Source organism: Janthinobacterium sp. SUN211 (assembly GCF_030587315.1).
In the GTDB taxonomy this organism is placed as follows: Bacteria; Pseudomonadota; Gammaproteobacteria; order Burkholderiales; family Burkholderiaceae_D; genus Janthinobacterium; species Janthinobacterium kumbetense.
On the sequence record NZ_JAPWIC010000001.1, the window covers coordinates 46,593 to 62,385 of the forward strand.

Here is a 15,793-nt window from a genome sequence, read left to right on the forward strand (position 1 = left end):
CTCTTTTTACTGACCAGCCTATATAGTAGTGCAGGATGCGCAGAATTGCCAGCCGACAATATATTTTCGCGTGTGGAACAATTGGCGCGCGAGCAATTGGTGCAGCAAGCAACCTCGGCGGGACTGCTGGAACCGCAGTTTCAAGTGGCCGTGGTAAAAAGCACGCGCCCCGTGCCGGCGTGCGCGGCGCCCGTCGCGCTGGAAACGGCGGACAGCCGTTCGGCGCAGCGCATGCGCTTCGTGGCAGTGTGTCCTGGAAGCAACGGTTGGCGCTATGAAATGCTGGCGCGCGGCAGCATCACGGCCCAGGTCGCGGTGACGAGCGCCCCCGTGACGGCAAATACGCCGTTGCAGGCGGGCGACGTGACCCTGGCGCGGCGCGACGTGACGATGGTGCCGGACAGTATTTCCTCCTTGCCCGGCGCCGTTGGCCTGTCGAGCCGGCGCAGCTTGCGTGCCGGCGAAGTGCTGCGGCAAGGGCAACTGGCGTCGCCCGTGTTGATCAAGCGGGGCAGTGCGGTGAATATCGTGGCCCGCAAGGAGCAGGTGGAGGTGAGCATGTCCGGCGAAGCGCTGGATCCGGGCGCGCTGGGCGAGGTGATTCGCGTGCGCAACGCCACCAGCGGCACGGTAATACGTGCCAGGGTGGTCGATGCGGGCGTGGTGGAACCGGCCGAACTTCCCGGCCGTTAAGGAAACTACTCGGCGGCGGCCGTGCGCTGCAAACGCGTCGCCAACTGGGTCAGCTTGGCGGCATAGTTGGGGTCGGTGGCATAGCCGCCGCGCGCCAGGCCTTGCGCGAAAGCGCCCGCGTCGCTACCCGTGTTCAGGGCAGCGCGGTAGCGGGGATTGTCGAGCAATACTTGCGCATAGTCGCGGAAGGCGCTGGCCTGGTCCGGATAACTGCGGAAACGTTCCGTTTTCTTCAGGGCCGTGCCGCTGCCCGCCTCGTATTCGGTGGTGACATTGCTGGCCACGTCGCCTTGCCATTTGCCGCCGGCCTTGATGCCGAATAGATTATTCGTGTCCGCGCCCGTGCCCTGGCGCAGCGGACGCTGGCCCCAGCCCGATTCCAGCGCCGCGTGGGCGGCGACGATTTCCGGCGCCACGCCCAGGCGCGCGCCCGTTTCCTTCGTCCATGGCTTGATCGAGGCGAGGAATTGTTGCTGCGTTTCGCCGATCTCGCCACCCTGATTGATGCTGCCCAGCACATTGACGGGCTGGCTCTGATCCAGGTAGGCGCGGCCTTGCGGGTTCAGGCTGGTGGCGTTGCCGCCGCCCTGTTCGATGAAGCGGGCCACTTCGCCCTGTACTTGCCGGAACACGCTGCTGAAACTGCCGGCGCCTGCCGTGGCAGGGGTGGCGTGCATATTGCTTTGCACGGCATTCGTCGCCATCGTCGACGGCGTGGCGGCCATGGCGCCCATCTGTGAAAAATCAGCCTGGCGCATACGTATCTTCCTCGCCATGCAGCACGCGCTGCATGATGCTGTACTGCTCTGTTAATAAATCGCTGTTGCGGGCATTCAGGCGCTTGCATTCGAGCACCATCTGCTCGAGCGCAGCCCAGTCGCGCTCGGCGGTGGTGCGCGCGTCATCTTGCAACAACGCAAACAATTGCGGCATATCGCCTTGCGGGCCCAGCAGGGCAGTGACGAGGCTGACCCGTTGGCGGCGGCGCGCATCGAGGGGCTCGACGGCGGCGATCACCTGGTCGGCCAGTGCCGTCAATTGCGCGCTTTGATGGTGCAAGGTCGCCTGGAATTGCTCTTCCAGCACGGTTTGCAGGGCGGCATAGCCGATGCTGTCGTCTTTCATGCCTTGCAGTACGCGGCGCACGGCTTCCTGGCGCGTGATGCCCTTGCGCGGCGCGGTCACGATTCGCCGCCGTGGAAACGCTGGATCAAGCCTGCCAGTTTCGACGGATCGAACGGCAATTCGCCCTTGGCCAGCGCATCGCGCAGCATGGCCACGCGCTCATGGTCGATTTCAGGCATGGCGCGCAGGGCGGCCATGGCCGGTTGCAGCACGGCCGATTGCAGTTCCGCCCCGGCCGACGAGCCGCCCATGGCGCCGGCGGCGCCCGCGTTCTCGGCGATCGCCTCGGCCGGCGCGACGGCGCTGCTGCGTACGGCAGCACCGGTATTGCCGGAGGAGATTTTCATACGTTGTCCCTTGCCCTTAATTTGCATGCTCATCCCGCTCCTTCTTTGCGGGCAAGCCCAGTTTCTCGCGCAGGCGCTGCAAGGTGCCCGAGTCCGGTTCGCCCACTTGCAATTCTTCGCCCTGCGGCTTTTGTCCGGCCATGCCGAACATGGCGGCGATGCTGTCAGCCTGGCCACGCGTCAATATTAACAGTTCGATGCGGCGGTTGATGCCGGCGCTGGCGTTTTTTACGTCCAGCGGCGCGCGGTCGGCCATGCCGACCACTTGCAGCACGCTGTCCGGACTCATGCTGCCGATCAACAATTGCGCGCGCGCCGACATGGCGCGGTTGGCCGACAGGGTCCAGTTCGAAAAGCCTTCATAGCCGGTATTGGCGTATTGCATCGAGTCGGTGTGGCCGACGATCAGCATCTGGTTATCCATTTGCGCAAACACGGGGCCCATCTGGCGCAGCAGCTTGCGGAAACGGTCGGTCGGCACGGCGCTGCCGCGCACGAACATGCCTTGCTTGTCCGTGTCGTGCAGCATGACGCGCAAGCCGTACGGCGTGATCACGGATTGCAAATTGCTCTTCAATCCCGCTTCATCGCTGAGCTTATCGAGCGCGCGCGACAGGCTCAGCAGGTCTTCCGGCGACTGGTAGCTGACCTTGGTCTGGTTTTGCGGCGCGGCGCCAGCCTTGCCGTCCTGCATCTGCTTGCCTTCCGTGCGCGTGTCGCCCGTGCCCTTGCGGGGCATGGGGAAGCGCTCGATCAGGCTGCCGCGCGGGCCGCCTTTCTGTTCCGGCATGACGCCCTGGCCTTCGCCCTGGCGGCTGCCTGCCGACGCATCCATCATGATTTCCTTCATCGCCTGCTGCTCGCGCGCGGCCATCAGCCACAGCACGAGGAAGAGCGACAGCAGGGCCAGGCAAAAGTCGGCGAACGCTACTTTCCAGGCGCCGCCATGGCCATCGTCGTCGTGCTTGCGGCCGGCACGCTTGATGATGGCCTGTTCATGTTTTTCATGCGGCTTTAGCACGGCGGCCTCCCCGGCCTTGGCCTTGCTCTTGTTCGGCGCCGCCATCTTCCAGCGCATTGATCCAGCTTTCCAGCTGGGCGAAGCTAGGCTTGATGTTCAGCTGCACCAGGCGGCGGCCCGCATCGATGGCCAGCAGGGGCGGTTTGCCCGCCACGTGCGTGACCAGCACGACCTTCACGCATTCCATGGTCGAGCCTTCCTCGCCCACCAACTGTTTCATCATGTTGCACATCGGATCGAGCACGCCGTAGCAGAAGAAGATGCCGATGAAGGTACCGACCATGGCGGCGCCCACCTTTTCCGAGATTTCCGCCGCATCGGCGCCGTCGGCCACGGAATTCATGGCCATCACGATGCCCAGAACGGCGGCCAGGATACCGAAACCGGGCATGGCTTCGGCGATCTTGTGCAAGGATTTCGACGGTTGCAGCAATTCGTCGTGAATGGCTTCCAGTTCCTGCTCCAGCACGCCTTCCAGCTCATGCGCGTTGATCTTGCCCATCGCCATCAAACGGAAGTTGTCGACGATGAAGGCGAGCAGCTTCGGCTCTTCCAGCACCAGCGGATAGCGCTGGAACAGGGCGCTTTCGCGCGGCGCCTCGACGTGGGCGTCGAGCGCCTTCAGGCCGCCGGCGGCCGTTTGCAGCAGTTCATACATCAGCAGCAGCAACTGGCGCTGGAATTCCGAGCCTTGTTTCTTGTGCGTGACGATCTTGCGCATCTGGTGCAGCATTTCACCGAGTACATGCTTGGGGTTGCCCAGCACCAGGGCGCCGACGGCGGCGCCGATGATGATGATCAACTCGACCGGTTGCCAGATCGCGTGGACGGTGCCGCCCATCAGGGCGAAGCCTCCGAATACACACCCCATCACGATTAAGATACCGATAATTACCATGTCAACTGCCTTTCTGCGTCATTGTGCTGCGTCAATTTGATGGATAGTGCTGAAACTTATGCGTCTTGCAGCATGGTTTTCATCTTGCCCAGCGCCGTCTTGTTCAACTGGCAGACGCGGGCGTCGCTCAGGTCTAGCACGGCGGCAATTTCTTTATAGCTCAGTTCGAATTCGTAATACATCTGGATCACGCGCTGTTCCCGTTCGTCCAGCGTGCGCAGCGCCTGTTCCAGGCTGCGCCGCACCATCAATTGCTCTTCCGGGCTCGGTGCGCTGTCGGCTTGTCCCAGGCTTTCCTGCAGCACTTCATCAAAACTGGCGATCAGCTCGGCGTTTTCCGCCAGCTGGTACTCCTGGAAGGCTTCCGGCGTCAGCTTCAGGGCAGCCATGATTTCCGCTTCCAGCGGCTCGCGCCCCAGGCGCCGGGTCAGGGCGCGCACGCTGTCGCGCAGGCGGTGGCTTTCCTGGCGCACGGCGCGCGGACGCCAGTCCTGGCGCCGCAATTCATCGAGGATGGCGCCGCGGATGCGCAGGCTGGCATAGCTGCCGAACGACTGGTCCGGCACGCCGTAGCGGCGCAAGGCTTCGAGCAAGCCCATCAGGCCGATCTGTTCCATGTCGTCGCGGTCGATGGCGCCCGACACCTGCGAATTGAGCTGGCGCACGATGCGTTTCACCAAAGGGGAGTACGCCACCAGATGTTGTTGTTCTTCGGCAACACTGAGCACTGCCGCGCAAGCGCTGGCGGCGGCATATTCGCCGGCGCCATACGCTTCCTGGTATTGCTCTACATAGGCCAAGGGATCTCCCACTAGGTCGGCTGGCGTGTTGGCTTATTCAATGATCAGCTTGCCGACCATGACTTCGGTGAACGGTTTTTCCATCTGTTCGCGTTCATAGCTGACATTGAAGGCCTTGTTGATCTGTTCGGCAAATTGCTCCACCGTCATCGTCTGTGCCTTGTCCATCGGGAAACTCGACAGGGTGCTGACGGCGATCGAACGCATCAGCGGCAAGTGGTCCTTGGTCAGCTTTTCCTTTTCCTCGGTGGTGGCGATCACCAGGTCGGCCGACAGGTAATGCGTTTCGCCTTCGCCGGGGCCGCGCCGCAGCATCACGATGACCTTGTCCAGCGTGAGGAACTTGCGCGCCTTCTTGCCCGTGGCCGGCGGCGGGGTCTTGGCTTCGGCCACCTCGGCATGGCCGGCAACCGGCTTGGCCAGGTACCACATGGCGCCGCCAGCGGCGCCGGCGGCCAGCACGGCCACGGCGACAAAGCCGCCTATCAGTTTCATTTTCATATTCATCAGGCAGTCTCTCGCTCATGCATGGCGTAAGTGGTACCGGCAGGGCTGCCGTCGGACAGGGCGCGTCCCGGTTCCGCGTCGTCGTTCTGGCGGCCCGGTTGACGCTGGCCGCGCGCATCGCCTTCGGCAAACGCCTGGGCGGCGGGGCTGCGCGGGGTGGCGCTGATATTCACGGCCACCTCGGTGTACTGGCGCTGCGCCAGGTCGCTGCGCATGTTTTCGCCGATGCCTTGCAGCTGGCGCAACACTTCCGAGTTCGACGCCGTGACGTTCACCTGCAGCGCGCCAGCCGTGTGGCGGATGGAAATTTCAATGCGGCCCAGCATGGGCGGGTCGAGGCGGATCGTCGCGTGTTCGCTGTTGCGGCCGATCTGCGTCTGCAGGCGTTCGCCGAGTGCTTCGCGCAGCGGTTCCTGCCATTGCTGGGCAGGGCCGTTGAGTTTGATGGTGTCGCCGGACGGAGCCGCCGTGGCCGTATTGCCGACTGCGCCCGTCAAGCCCAGGTTGGGCGTGGCGGGGGCCGGCGTCGCGGCGCCGCGTTCGCCTTCGCGCGCGGCAGGGGCGGCGGCGGCGGCGGCCGTCACGGGAGCGCCCTGTTGCAGCAGCGCTTCGAACGGCTGTGCCGGCGCGCTGCCCTTGGCGGCGGTCGCCGGGTTGGCGGCGGCCAGCGGTTCGCGCGTGTCGCGCCCTGGCGCTGGCGCCATTGCCGGCGCGGAGAGGGTGACGGCAGCGGGATGCAGGCTGATGTTGAGTGCCGGGTTGGCTTGCGCCGCACTCGCCTGCACCAGTGTTTGTGCCTGCGCTGCGGCGCGCGCCTCGGCTGCGGCCGCGTCCGTTGGCGGCAGCATCGTCACCGGCAAGCCGATGACGGGGGCGGCCATGGCCGGCAGGCTGCTGTCGGCCTGGCTGTCGCTGTCCTTGGCGGGAGCAGGCGCGGGTGCGCCGGCGTCGGCCGTTTCCACGGCTGTCACATCGAGCACCTGCGCAAACAGAGGCAGCGCGGAGGGCGCTGTCCCGCTGCTGCCATAACTAGGCGTACCGGGCAAGGCAGCGGCCTGTGCCGGCGCTGGCGCCGGTGCGGATGCAGCGGAGGCTGCCGGTGCCGGAGCGGCCGGCGCCGTGTTGAAGTTCATGATCATGCTTGATTCCCGTCCGAGTCGTATTCGCCGAGCGCGGCGTAGGCGACCCAACCTTCCTTATTTGCCTGTAATGCACCCAGGTGTAATCCCAGGCGTTCTTTTTCCTCAGAGCAAATTTTAACCGCTTGCGCGTGAATTTTGCGCAATTGCAACAATTCTGTTTGTTCCAGCGCATTCCATGCGCCCCGTTCAGCCAGCAGCGGGATGTTTTTCGCCAGGCTGGCCGAGAGTTTTGCCATCGCCTCCCAGTCCGGCTGCGCGATGGCCGCGCTCAATTGCTGGCTCAGCTGCTGCAGCGCGGCGCGCCTAGGCATTGTTGGCCTGGACGCCCACCCAGCCGCGCTTGATGGTGGTCATCAAGGTCGTCACTTCGTCGATCAGGGTCGGGTCGAGCTTGATGCCGGCCGTGTACAGGCGGGCCACGCAATAGTCGTACAGGCGCGCCAGGTTGACCACCACTTCGCCGCCATTGTCGAAATCGAGCGAACTCGACAGACCGTTGATGATCTGCGTGCATTTATCCAGGCTGATGGCCTTTTGTTCGTAGCGCTTGCCCACGATATGCCCGCGCGCGCGCGCCAGTTCTTCCAGCAGGCCGTCCGTCAGCACCAGTACCAGCTCGACCGGTGTGGCGCGGGCGGTCTGGGCATCCAGGTTGACGGCGTGGTAGTTGCCGTAAGCTTCATTGTTTAACATGATTGTATTCTCGCTATGTTAACTGTGGCGGCGCGGCAGGCGCATCCGCCTTAGGATTTATTGTTGCTAAACATGGCATCGAACATATCGGACGTCTTGCTCATTTGCTCCTGCATTACTTGCAGGCGTGAAAATTGATCGAGGAAACGTTTGTATGCCGTGTCATATTGGGCCGTGAGGCGCTCGCCGCTCTTGACCAGGCTTTTCTGCAGCTTGTCCGTGGCGGCCTGGCGCTGGGTGATCTGGCCCTTGGTGACATTGCTCCACTGGCCCAGTACCTTGTCCAGGCTGCCGAGCACGCCGGCCGGGGCGGACAGGCTGTTGTTGCCAAAAAGCTTGTCCAGGCCCGTCGGGTTGTCTGCCAGCTTGGCCGTCAGCTTGGCGGCGTTGAGGCTGATGGTGCCGTCGCGCTGGGCCGTAATGCCGTAGGACACGAGCGAGACGCCATTGACGTTCAGGCGCAGAGCATTGCCCATGCTGCTGCGCAGGGCGTTCAGGCCGGAATCATGGGCGAAGATGCCTGCGGCGATGTTCTTTTCCGGATTGCCGGGGCTGGCCAGGCCATCCATCAGGGTTTTCAGCTTGTTGTAGGCATCGACGAACGCCTGCACGTTGGCGGCGGTGCCGGAGTTGTCCGTGGCGACGGTCAGCGTGACGGGCGCTTCGGCGGCAGTCATGGCGCGCGTGAACGTGATTTTCACATCCTGCACGTTGGTGAATGTATTCGATGCCTGCGTGATGGCCGTGCCGCCAGGTTTGCCGCCCAGCCAGACGGTGGCGTCGTCAGCCTTGACGACTTCCTTGATGTTGGCCGGAGCGATCAGCGCGCCTTTCAGCGCGATATTGTCGACAGCGCTGGCGTCGAGCGTGGCGGCGTTGGCAATGCCCGTCGCATTCGACGTCAGTACCAGTTGCGCCTGGTTATTGATGGTCACGATGGAAGCCGTGACGCGCGAATTGTTCTTGCTGTTGCCGTTGATGGCGGCAGCGATTTCCTGCGGTGTCAGTGTGCCGTTGCCATCCTTGTCGGCGGCGGCCAGGTCGATGTCGAGCGTGTTGTCGCCCACGCCATCGCCGATTTTCACTTTCAGCGTACCCGTGCCATCGGCGGTATTGACGCTGCTCAAGCCGCCGTACGACATCTGGCTGGCCGTGGCCAGTTTTTCAACAAAAAAGGAATAGGTGCCCGGCGTCGCATTGATGCCGGCCGTGGCCGTGCCGTAACCGGCGGCCGGGAAGGTGGCGGACTGGCTCAGCACCGACTTGCTGCTGGTCATGGACGACATGGCGCTCTGGAAGGCCGAGATGGCCGACTTCAGGTTGCCCAGCGCCGTGCTGGTATTGCTGGCCAGCGTGTTTTGCGCCTGCAGGGCGGCCTTTTGCGCGGCGACAGCCTTGGTGGCCAGTTTTTCGGCCGTTGGGATCGGATCGTATTGCGGTGCAGTAATTACGCTTGCCATGCCAGACTCCTGAATAAAGGGATATACCGGTACAAGGCGACCCCCATTCCCGTTTTGTGAAGTTTTCCTGAAAGAAACTTACACAAACCTCATTTTACCTGCCCGCGGAACCAGAATTGCGTCGCCAGCTCGTCTTGCCGCTTGGCATCAACTCGGTGTTGCTCATTTGCAACATGCTTTTGCTTTTGCGTCAGCACCTGGTCCAGCACTTCGCGCTTGGCCCAGGCCGTATTGAGCGCGCGTTGCGAAACGGCCATGTTGGCTTCGTGCAAATGTAGGTCGGTACGGTGCTGGTCGGCCATCTGCATGACGGCTTGCTTGAAGTTGCCGCAGTTGACGGACAGGGCCAGGGGCAGGGCGCCGCTGGGGCCGCTATCCGTGTACAGGCCCGTCAAGCGCTCCAGGTTTTTCTGGTAGCGCTCGCGCACGGCCGTCTGCGCCGCCATTTCGCCTTGCAGGCGTTCCACTTCGGTGCTGCGCAGGCCGACCAGGGTGGTCAGGTTGCGGATGGTATGCGCGTCGCTCACGTATGCTCCTAGGCCATGATCTGTTCAAGTTGTTCGATGCACGGCCCCATCGGCGCCTCTTCCTTGGTGCCCTGGCACAGGAAGGCTTCGATGGGCGCGTGCAGCTGGACGGCGCGGTCGGTGATCGGGTCGGCGCCGGGCACGTAGGCGCCCAGCGGGATCAGGTCGCGCACGCGCGCATGGCGCGCCATCGACGCTTTCAGCGCGCGCGCCGCCTGCATGTGGGTGGGCGTGATCACCTGCGCCATGCAGCGGCTGATCGAGGCGGCGATGTCGATGGCGGGGTAGTGGCCCCGCTCGGCCAGTTCGCGCGTGAGCACGATGTGGCCGTCGAGAATCGCGCGCGCCGTGTCGACCACGGGATCCTGCTGGTCGTCGCCCTCGGCCAGCACCGTGTAGATGGCGCTCATGCTGCCTTCCGGGTGGGCGCCATTGCCGGCGCTTTCCACCAGTTGCGGCAAGTTCGAAAACACGGACGGCGGGTAGCCGCGCGTGGCCGGCGGCTCGCCCAGGGCCAGCGCCACTTCGCGCAAGGCCATCGCATAGCGCGTCAGCGAGTCGACCAGCAGCAGCACGTGCTTGCCCTGGTCGCGGTAATGGGCGGCGATCGAATGGCACAGTTCGGTGGCCATGATGCGCATCAACGGCGATTCATCGGCCGGGGCGATCACCAGCACGGCTTTTTTCAAGCCTTCGGCGCCGAGCGACTTTTCGACGAATTCGCGCACTTCGCGGCCCCGTTCGCCGATCAGGCCGACGACGACGACATCGGCCACCGTCTGGCGCGTGATCAGGCCCAGCAGCACGCTCTTGCCCACGCCGGAACCAGCCATCAGGCCCACGCGCTGGCCCTTGCCCAGGGTTAGCATGCTGTTGATCGCCCGCACGCCCACGTCCAGCGGTTCGACCACCGGTTGTTTCTTCAGGGGATTGATCTTCGGCGGCGTGACTTCCAGGATGTGTTCGCCGCCGAGGCGGCCCAGGTCGTCGATCGGCTCGCCCAGGCCATTCACCATGCGGCCCAGCCACGACGGGCCGATCTGCAGGCTGGCCTTGTCGGGCAAGGGCAGAACCCTGGCGCCGGTGGTCAGGCCCGTGGCCTTCTTGAACGGCATCAGGTAGGACAGTTTTTCGCGAAAACCCACGACTTGCGCATCGAGCCACTCGCCGCTCACAGTTTCAATTTGACAACGCTGGCCCGTGTGCAGGCGGCAGCCGGCGCTTTCCAGCAGCAGGCCGGAGGCGCCGACCAGGCGGCCGGTGGGTGTCGCGACCGGGATATCGCCGATCTCGAAACTGCGCAGCGTGTCGGCGATCATGCAGGCGCGCCCTGGTCTGCGTGTTCGGCGGCCAGCGCCAGGTGGCTGCTGACTTGTTCCATGCAGGCCGACAGGCGCTGATGGCAGCCCGCGTCGACTTCATTGTCGCCCGCCTTGATGCGGCATTCGCCCGCGTCGAGGCGCGCGTCGGCGATCAGGTTCCAGCGCTTGGCGCGCTTCGGATCGAGTTCGCTGATGCGTTTGAGTTCTTCCGGATTGAGGAAGACGTCGATTTCCTCGCGCGTGGGCGGCATCGAGGCCAGGGTCTCGTCGACCAGGGCCAGCAATTGCACCGGCTGCAGCGCCAGTTCCGCGCGGATCACCTGGCGCGCCACCTTGGCCACCAGGTCGACCACTTCCTTGCGCTGCGCTTCGCGGTAGTCGGCGCGCACTTTTTTCAGGTCGCGCAGGATGGCGTCGACGGGGCGCGCCAGGCGGTCCAGCGCCACCAGGGTTTCATTGCGGCCTTCTTCTCGGCCCTGCGCCATGCCGTCGTTGCGTCCGGTGTCGTAGCCGTCCTGCTGGCCTTGCACCAGGCCCACTTCGTAGCCGTCGCGCTGGCCCTGCTCAAAGCCTTCCGAGACGGATGCCTGCCACTGGCCGTCCGTGTCCTCGTTGGAGGCACGCTGGCCGGCGGCGATGAATTGCGACAGGGGCGGGAAACGATACGAGCGGAAGTGTTTCATTCGATCACCGCTTCGGCAAACAGTTGCACTTCGATCTCGCCCGCATCGGCGAGGCCCTTGACGGTGGCCATGATTTCCTGGCGCGTTTGTTCGATACGGCTCAAAGGTACGGGGCCGGAACGGCGCATCATGTCTTCGAAGCTCTGTGCCTGGCGGCGCGGCATGGTTTTCAGCACGGCGTCGCGGATCGACGGTTCCGCACCCTTGAGGGCGATGGCCCACTGTTCCATCGGCACGTCTTCCAGGATGCGCGTGAGCGTGACATCGCTCTGCGTGGCCAGGATCAGGAAGTCGTACATGCTCAGTTCGATTTCCGACACGACTTCCGGGTCGTGCGCGCGCAGCAGTTCGACCAGTGCGGCGCGGTTGCCCGGCATGCGGTTGAGAATCTCGGCCGCCTGGCGGATGCCTTCCACGCTGGTGCTTTGCGTGTCGAGCGTGCCCAGGCAGCGGCCCACCAGTTCGTCGAGCTCGACCAGCAGGTCGCGGTCGATCTCGTCCAGGCGCGCCAGGTTCAGCAAGACCAGGTCGCGGCCTTCGACGGGCAGGGCGTCGAGGATCTGGCCGGCCAGCGCGGGCGGCAAAAAGGCCAGGAACACGGCTTGCATCTGCACGTGTTCATTGACGATGTATTCGGCCAGCCATTTTGGCGAAGCCCACTGCAGGCGCGCCATCTTGGGGCGGATCGCATCGCCGTAGATGTTGTTCAGCACGCTATTTGCGATATCGCTGCCCAGCGCCATGTCCAGCGAACGCTTCAGGTAGCTGCGCGAGGCGCCGTGCACGCCGCTTTGCTGGCGGTAGTCGTCGAAGAAGGTCTGCATCGCCGTTTTCACGGACTCGACCTTGATGCCGCTCATGCGCGACATCACTTGCGTGACTTCCAGCAATTCTTCGCGCGACAGGCAGCGCAGCACGTTGGCCGCCTGTTCTTCGCCTATGCTCAGCAGCACGATGGCAGCCTGTTCCACGGGGTTCAGGCTGGCGCTTTCGTATTCGGCGCCGTCGGAGGGATTATTGTTGTTGAGTTCGGCCATTTTTCTGCATCCATTGTTTGACGACTTCGGCGACACGCTCGGGTTCTTTTTCAGCCAGCACTTTCAGGTGGTCGACCATCACGTCGACCGCCGAGCCAGGTGGCGGCAAGTCATAGTTTTCCAGTAGCGGCACGACCGGCATGCTGCCGCCGGCGGCTTCGCCTTCGAGCGCCAGCGGTGTGCCATTCACGCCCAGGGCAGGCGCGCCGGCAACGGCCGCGCCAGTCGCGCCGGCGGCGGCGCTGCCGCCCAGTGCCAGGGCAGGGTCGAGCTGTTTCAGTGCCGGCGGCGCCAGGCGCGTGGTCAGCAGGCGCAGCAGCGGACGCAGGATCAGGAAGTAGCCGAGGATGGCGCCCAGGGCGTACAGCAGCCAGCTGCTGAAATCGACGACGGTGTCGCGCTCTTCCCACCACTGCGCCACGGGCGGCTTGGCGGGGAAGGCCAGCGCCGTCAGGCTCAGGCTGTCGCCGCGCTGGGCGTTGATGCCCAGGCCGCTGTTGAGCATTTTTTCAATATTGCCCAGTTCGGCAGGAGTCCAGCCCGTTTTCGGGTTCGGTGCGGCGGCGCTGTTGAGGACCACGGCGACGCTGAGTTTTTCCAGGCGGCCACGGCTGCGCTTGATCTGCGTGATGCTGCGGTCGTAGGCGTACTGGCGCGTGGTGGCGTTCTTGCGGGCCGTGCCGTCGTCGGACGGCTTCGGCGCGCCGTCAGCGGGTGCGGCGCCTGCTGCGTCGGCCGGTGCCGGCACGGCAGCCGCCGGCGGACGGTTCGACAGGCTGCCAGGAATGCCGGCCACGGTGCGGTTGCGTTCCTGCTCTTCGCGCATCGCTTCGCTCGTCACTTTCGGGGCTTCGCCGTATTTTTCCAGCGTTTCGTCCACGCGGTCGTTGTTCACGGCGGCCGTCACGCTGAGCTTGAAGTTGTCTTCGCCGATGACGGGACCGAGCAAGCCCGTGACGTTGCGGCGGATTTCATCCTGGAAACGTTTCGCGCCTTCATTACCGGCGGCCGAGGCGTCGAAGCCGTCCGTCAGGTCGACGTGCGCGGACAGCAGGTTGCCGCCCTGGTCGACCAGGCTCACGCGCGTGGGCGCCAGGCTGGCGACGCTGCCGGCCACCATGTTGATGACGGCGGCGATCTGTTCCGGCGCCAGGGTGCGGCCCGGTTTCAGCGCCACGACGATCGAGGCGGACGATTTGTCGCCGTCGCTGGCGACGAACGATGTCGATTTCGCAATCGACAGATGGACGCGCGCCGAAGCGATCGCGTCCATCGTCATGATGCTTTGCGCCAGTTCGCCTTCCAGGCCGCGGCGGAAGCGCACGTCCTGCACGAATTGCGATACGCCCAGCGGGTCATTCTTGTCCATCAGTTCCAGGCCGGCCGGCAGTTGCGCCGTCACGCCTTTCGAGGCGAGCAGCATGCGCACCTTGCCCAGCATGGCGTCGGGCACCAGCACCTGGCCGCTGTCCGGATGCAGGCGGTAGGGGATGTGTTCGGCGTCCAGCGTGGCCATCATGTCCGTCACGGCCACTTTTTCGCGCGCGCCAAACACCGGCTTGTAGTTGGCCTGGTCGCGCCAGGCATACATGGTCACCATGGCGGTGATGCCGATGGCCAGCACGACGATGGGAACCAGGTTTTTCAGCAGGGCGGGCGGGATGGCGGGCTGGGCACCAAGGCGCCAGCGCGCAAATGCGGACTTCATGGGGGTAATCACTTGGGGTAACTTTCGCTGGGAGGCTGGGCGTGGATCAGGACGTGAAGATTACAGAGGCAGTTTGATGAGTTCGTCGACGGCGCCCATGACCTTGTTGCGCACTTGCATCAACATGGAGAAGGACAGGCTCGCTTCCTGGCTGGCCAGCATGGCGCCGACCATGTCGTCGCTCTTGCCGCTGTCGACGTCGCTCATTTTCTGCGCCGCCATGCGGTCATCGCCGTTGACCTTGCCGATGGCGTCTTTCATGCTTTGCGCAAAGGAGTAGCCGGATTGTTCCGGCGCGCCGAACTGGGCGGCGGGCGCGATGCTGGCGCCCAGGGCGCGCGCGTCATTGCTCAGTGCTGCCAGATCGGCCTTGATCAGACCTGCGAGTTCGTTGCTCATCGTGCCCTCTACTTTCAATATGCGGTGACGTATCAATCAGAAATTACTGGTGTTGCCATTCCGGCAGGCATGACATCCCACGCCATCTTGCCCGGCCCGCTTACAGGGCCCATCAGTTTTATCAGTTGCCACACCATCCGCTCAAGCAGATTCAAACAAACCCGGCAGACCTGCGCCGACGTGATTCACATGGCCATGACAACTAATAATTATCTGATAAAAGTTTCTTCTGGTGGCAATAAGCGGGACTGGAAACTGCCATGAAAACCGGAATCAGGTAAGCGGAATGGCGCACTGCAAATCTATATTTTGTCGCTATAAGCTTACCTCGCGGCAACTATAAAGTAAAGAGAGGATTGCCTCAAGGAATATTGATACATGGCAATATTTAGCTTTTTCATGTATTGTTCAGCACCGTAGTCATCCAGCATGCGATACGATGCGCAATCGTTTGCTTGCAGACCGGTACGCCAGGTCAAGATGATGCTGTATTTAATTTCGGGCGATCCGTATAATTTGTTCTGCCACCGCAATACCGACATGACCACTACATGACAATCCTTACCAAGACAGATCAAACTGTGCGCCATCAAGTCCTCGATTCCTGTCTGCTTGGACGTCCTGTCCATTTGCTGCATGTATTCGGCGCCCAGCTGCGCGACGACCTGGCCGTGGCCCTGCGCCAGCCGATGAGTCGCCGCTACTGGGGGAATTTCCAGATCGATGCCGTGACCTTGTCGCGCGTGGAAAACGAGGACAGCGTGAACCGCTGGCTGAGTTTCTCCACGCCGGCCAGCCAGACGGGCTTTGCCCTCGAACGGCAGATACTCTTGAGCGTGCTGAACTATCGCTATGGTAGTGCCGGCGCCAAGGGCGCGCTGCCCGATCCGGCGCAGGTGCGCGTGACGGCTACGGAAGAGCGCCTCGCTGTGGTGCTTGGACAACAGTTGGTGAACAGTTTGTTCTCCCGCGTCCACAAGAACCTGCAAACCCTGGGCAAAAGCAGCGACATCGACACCAGTGCCGAGGTCGCCGCACAGTCGGGCGTGCATCCGGCGCGCGGCAGCTGGATCGTCACGGTGGCGCTCAGCGACGTCGAGGCGGGGCAGAGCGGCCAGTTCTGGTTCTCGCTGGACAAGCGCCTGATGGCCGACGTGCTGCGCGGCTTGCTGCCAGAGCGCGCGCAGGCGAAGAAAGCCTTGCGCGGCAGCGTGCGTCCGCTCGCGTCGCGCCTGCAAGTGACCCTGGAAGGCCGGCTCGTCAGCAAACAGGTGCAGCTGGGCGCCTTGTTCGACTTGCGCGTGGGCGACGTGATTCCCGTTAGCCTCAGCCGTACCGACGTCATGCTCGACGACTCCCGTCTCTTTACAGCTGCTGTTTCCGAACACAAGGGCAAGCTCTGTTTAACCTCCTTTGAAGATGTCGAATAAT

At 63.6% G+C, this 15,793-nt stretch carries 19 protein-coding genes; 2 read left to right on the forward strand and 17 right to left on the reverse strand.

Annotation, left to right across the window (positions count from 1 at the left end; genetic code table 11):
• The first annotated feature begins 45 nt into the window (after positions 1-45).
• Entirely contained in the window at positions 46-693 is a 648-nt protein-coding gene (gene flgA / locus O3301_RS00215; protein ID WP_289915612.1) for a flagellar basal body P-ring formation chaperone FlgA, read from the forward strand.
• 5 nt (positions 694-698) lie between these two features.
• On the opposite strand, the gene O3301_RS00220 is transcribed toward flgA, so the two are convergent.
• The 17 genes from O3301_RS00220 to O3301_RS00300 form a co-directional block, all read right to left on the reverse strand.
• Positions 699-1,451 carry a glycoside hydrolase family 73 protein gene (locus O3301_RS00220; RefSeq protein ID WP_305055149.1) on the reverse strand — a complete coding sequence of 251 codons (753 nt, stop codon included), beginning with the start codon at positions 1,449-1,451 and terminating at the stop codon, positions 699-701.
• Positions 1,438-1,878 (reverse strand): flagellar export chaperone FlgN, encoded by a 441-nt coding sequence (gene flgN / locus O3301_RS00225; protein WP_305055150.1) that lies wholly within the window; start codon positions 1,876-1,878, stop codon positions 1,438-1,440. Before flgN ends, O3301_RS00220 begins: the two co-directional genes overlap by 14 nt.
• Positions 1,875-2,165: a flagellar biosynthesis anti-sigma factor FlgM gene (gene flgM / locus O3301_RS00230; protein ID WP_034757812.1), complete on the reverse strand. Its 291-nt coding sequence runs from the start codon at positions 2,163-2,165 to the stop codon at positions 1,875-1,877. The genes flgN and flgM overlap by 4 nt, the downstream gene beginning before the upstream one ends.
• Positions 2,166-2,181: 16 nt before the next feature.
• Positions 2,182-3,243: a flagellar motor protein MotB gene (locus tag O3301_RS00235; RefSeq protein WP_099664387.1), complete on the reverse strand. Its 1,062-nt coding sequence runs from the start codon at positions 3,241-3,243 to the stop codon at positions 2,182-2,184.
• Positions 3,170-4,084 carry a flagellar motor stator protein MotA gene (gene motA, locus O3301_RS00240; RefSeq protein WP_034757817.1) on the reverse strand — a complete coding sequence of 305 codons (915 nt, stop codon included), beginning with the start codon at positions 4,082-4,084 and terminating at the stop codon, positions 3,170-3,172. The genes O3301_RS00235 and motA overlap by 74 nt, the downstream gene beginning before the upstream one ends.
• A 56-nt stretch (positions 4,085-4,140) precedes the next feature.
• Positions 4,141-4,884 carry a FliA/WhiG family RNA polymerase sigma factor gene (locus tag O3301_RS00245; RefSeq protein WP_077403148.1) on the reverse strand — a complete coding sequence of 248 codons (744 nt, stop codon included), beginning with the start codon at positions 4,882-4,884 and terminating at the stop codon, positions 4,141-4,143.
• A gap of 33 nt (positions 4,885-4,917) precedes the next feature.
• Entirely contained in the window at positions 4,918-5,385 is a 468-nt protein-coding gene (locus O3301_RS00250; RefSeq protein WP_251349230.1) for a flagellar basal body-associated FliL family protein, read from the reverse strand.
• A gap of 5 nt (positions 5,386-5,390) precedes the next feature.
• Positions 5,391-6,530 (reverse strand): flagellar hook-length control protein FliK, encoded by a 1,140-nt coding sequence (locus O3301_RS00255; protein ID WP_305055151.1) that lies wholly within the window; start codon positions 6,528-6,530, stop codon positions 5,391-5,393.
• Complete coding sequence (locus O3301_RS00260) at positions 6,527-6,844, reverse strand: hypothetical protein (RefSeq protein WP_305055152.1); 318 nt, start codon at positions 6,842-6,844, stop codon at positions 6,527-6,529. The genes O3301_RS00255 and O3301_RS00260 overlap by 4 nt, the downstream gene beginning before the upstream one ends.
• Positions 6,837-7,226 (reverse strand): flagellar export chaperone FliS, encoded by a 390-nt coding sequence (fliS, locus tag O3301_RS00265; RefSeq protein ID WP_070219791.1) that lies wholly within the window; start codon positions 7,224-7,226, stop codon positions 6,837-6,839. The genes O3301_RS00260 and fliS overlap by 8 nt, the downstream gene beginning before the upstream one ends.
• A 50-nt stretch (positions 7,227-7,276) precedes the next feature.
• A complete protein-coding gene (gene fliD / locus O3301_RS00270) occupies positions 7,277-8,686 on the reverse strand; it encodes a flagellar filament capping protein FliD (protein ID WP_289915603.1) in 1,410 nt (469 codons plus the stop codon).
• 89 nt (positions 8,687-8,775) lie between these two features.
• Entirely contained in the window at positions 8,776-9,213 is a 438-nt protein-coding gene (locus tag O3301_RS00275; RefSeq protein ID WP_046684908.1) for a flagellar export protein FliJ, read from the reverse strand.
• 8 nt (positions 9,214-9,221) lie between these two features.
• The gene (gene fliI / locus O3301_RS00280) at positions 9,222-10,532 is read right to left on the reverse strand and encodes a flagellar protein export ATPase FliI (RefSeq protein ID WP_077403166.1); all 1,311 of its coding nucleotides are present in this window, start codon (positions 10,530-10,532) and stop codon (positions 9,222-9,224) included.
• A complete protein-coding gene (gene fliH / locus O3301_RS00285; RefSeq protein ID WP_034787861.1) occupies positions 10,529-11,218 on the reverse strand; it encodes a flagellar assembly protein FliH in 690 nt (229 codons plus the stop codon). Before fliH ends, fliI begins: the two co-directional genes overlap by 4 nt.
• The gene (locus tag O3301_RS00290) at positions 11,215-12,255 is read right to left on the reverse strand and encodes a flagellar motor switch protein FliG (RefSeq protein ID WP_077403172.1); all 1,041 of its coding nucleotides are present in this window, start codon (positions 12,253-12,255) and stop codon (positions 11,215-11,217) included. The genes fliH and O3301_RS00290 overlap by 4 nt, the downstream gene beginning before the upstream one ends.
• Complete coding sequence (fliF, locus tag O3301_RS00295) at positions 12,233-13,963, reverse strand: flagellar basal-body MS-ring/collar protein FliF (RefSeq protein ID WP_305055153.1); 1,731 nt, start codon at positions 13,961-13,963, stop codon at positions 12,233-12,235. The genes O3301_RS00290 and fliF overlap by 23 nt, the downstream gene beginning before the upstream one ends.
• A 60-nt stretch (positions 13,964-14,023) precedes the next feature.
• On the reverse strand, positions 14,024-14,362 hold the full coding sequence (locus tag O3301_RS00300) for a flagellar hook-basal body complex protein FliE (protein WP_305055154.1): 339 nt from the start codon (positions 14,360-14,362) through the stop codon (positions 14,024-14,026).
• Positions 14,363-14,913: 551 nt separating this feature from the next.
• Between O3301_RS00300 and O3301_RS00305 the strand changes: the two genes are divergently transcribed.
• On the forward strand, positions 14,914-15,792 hold the full coding sequence (locus O3301_RS00305; RefSeq protein ID WP_257218649.1) for a FliM/FliN family flagellar motor switch protein: 879 nt from the start codon (positions 14,914-14,916) through the stop codon (positions 15,790-15,792).
• Position 15,793 lies beyond the last annotated feature (1 nt).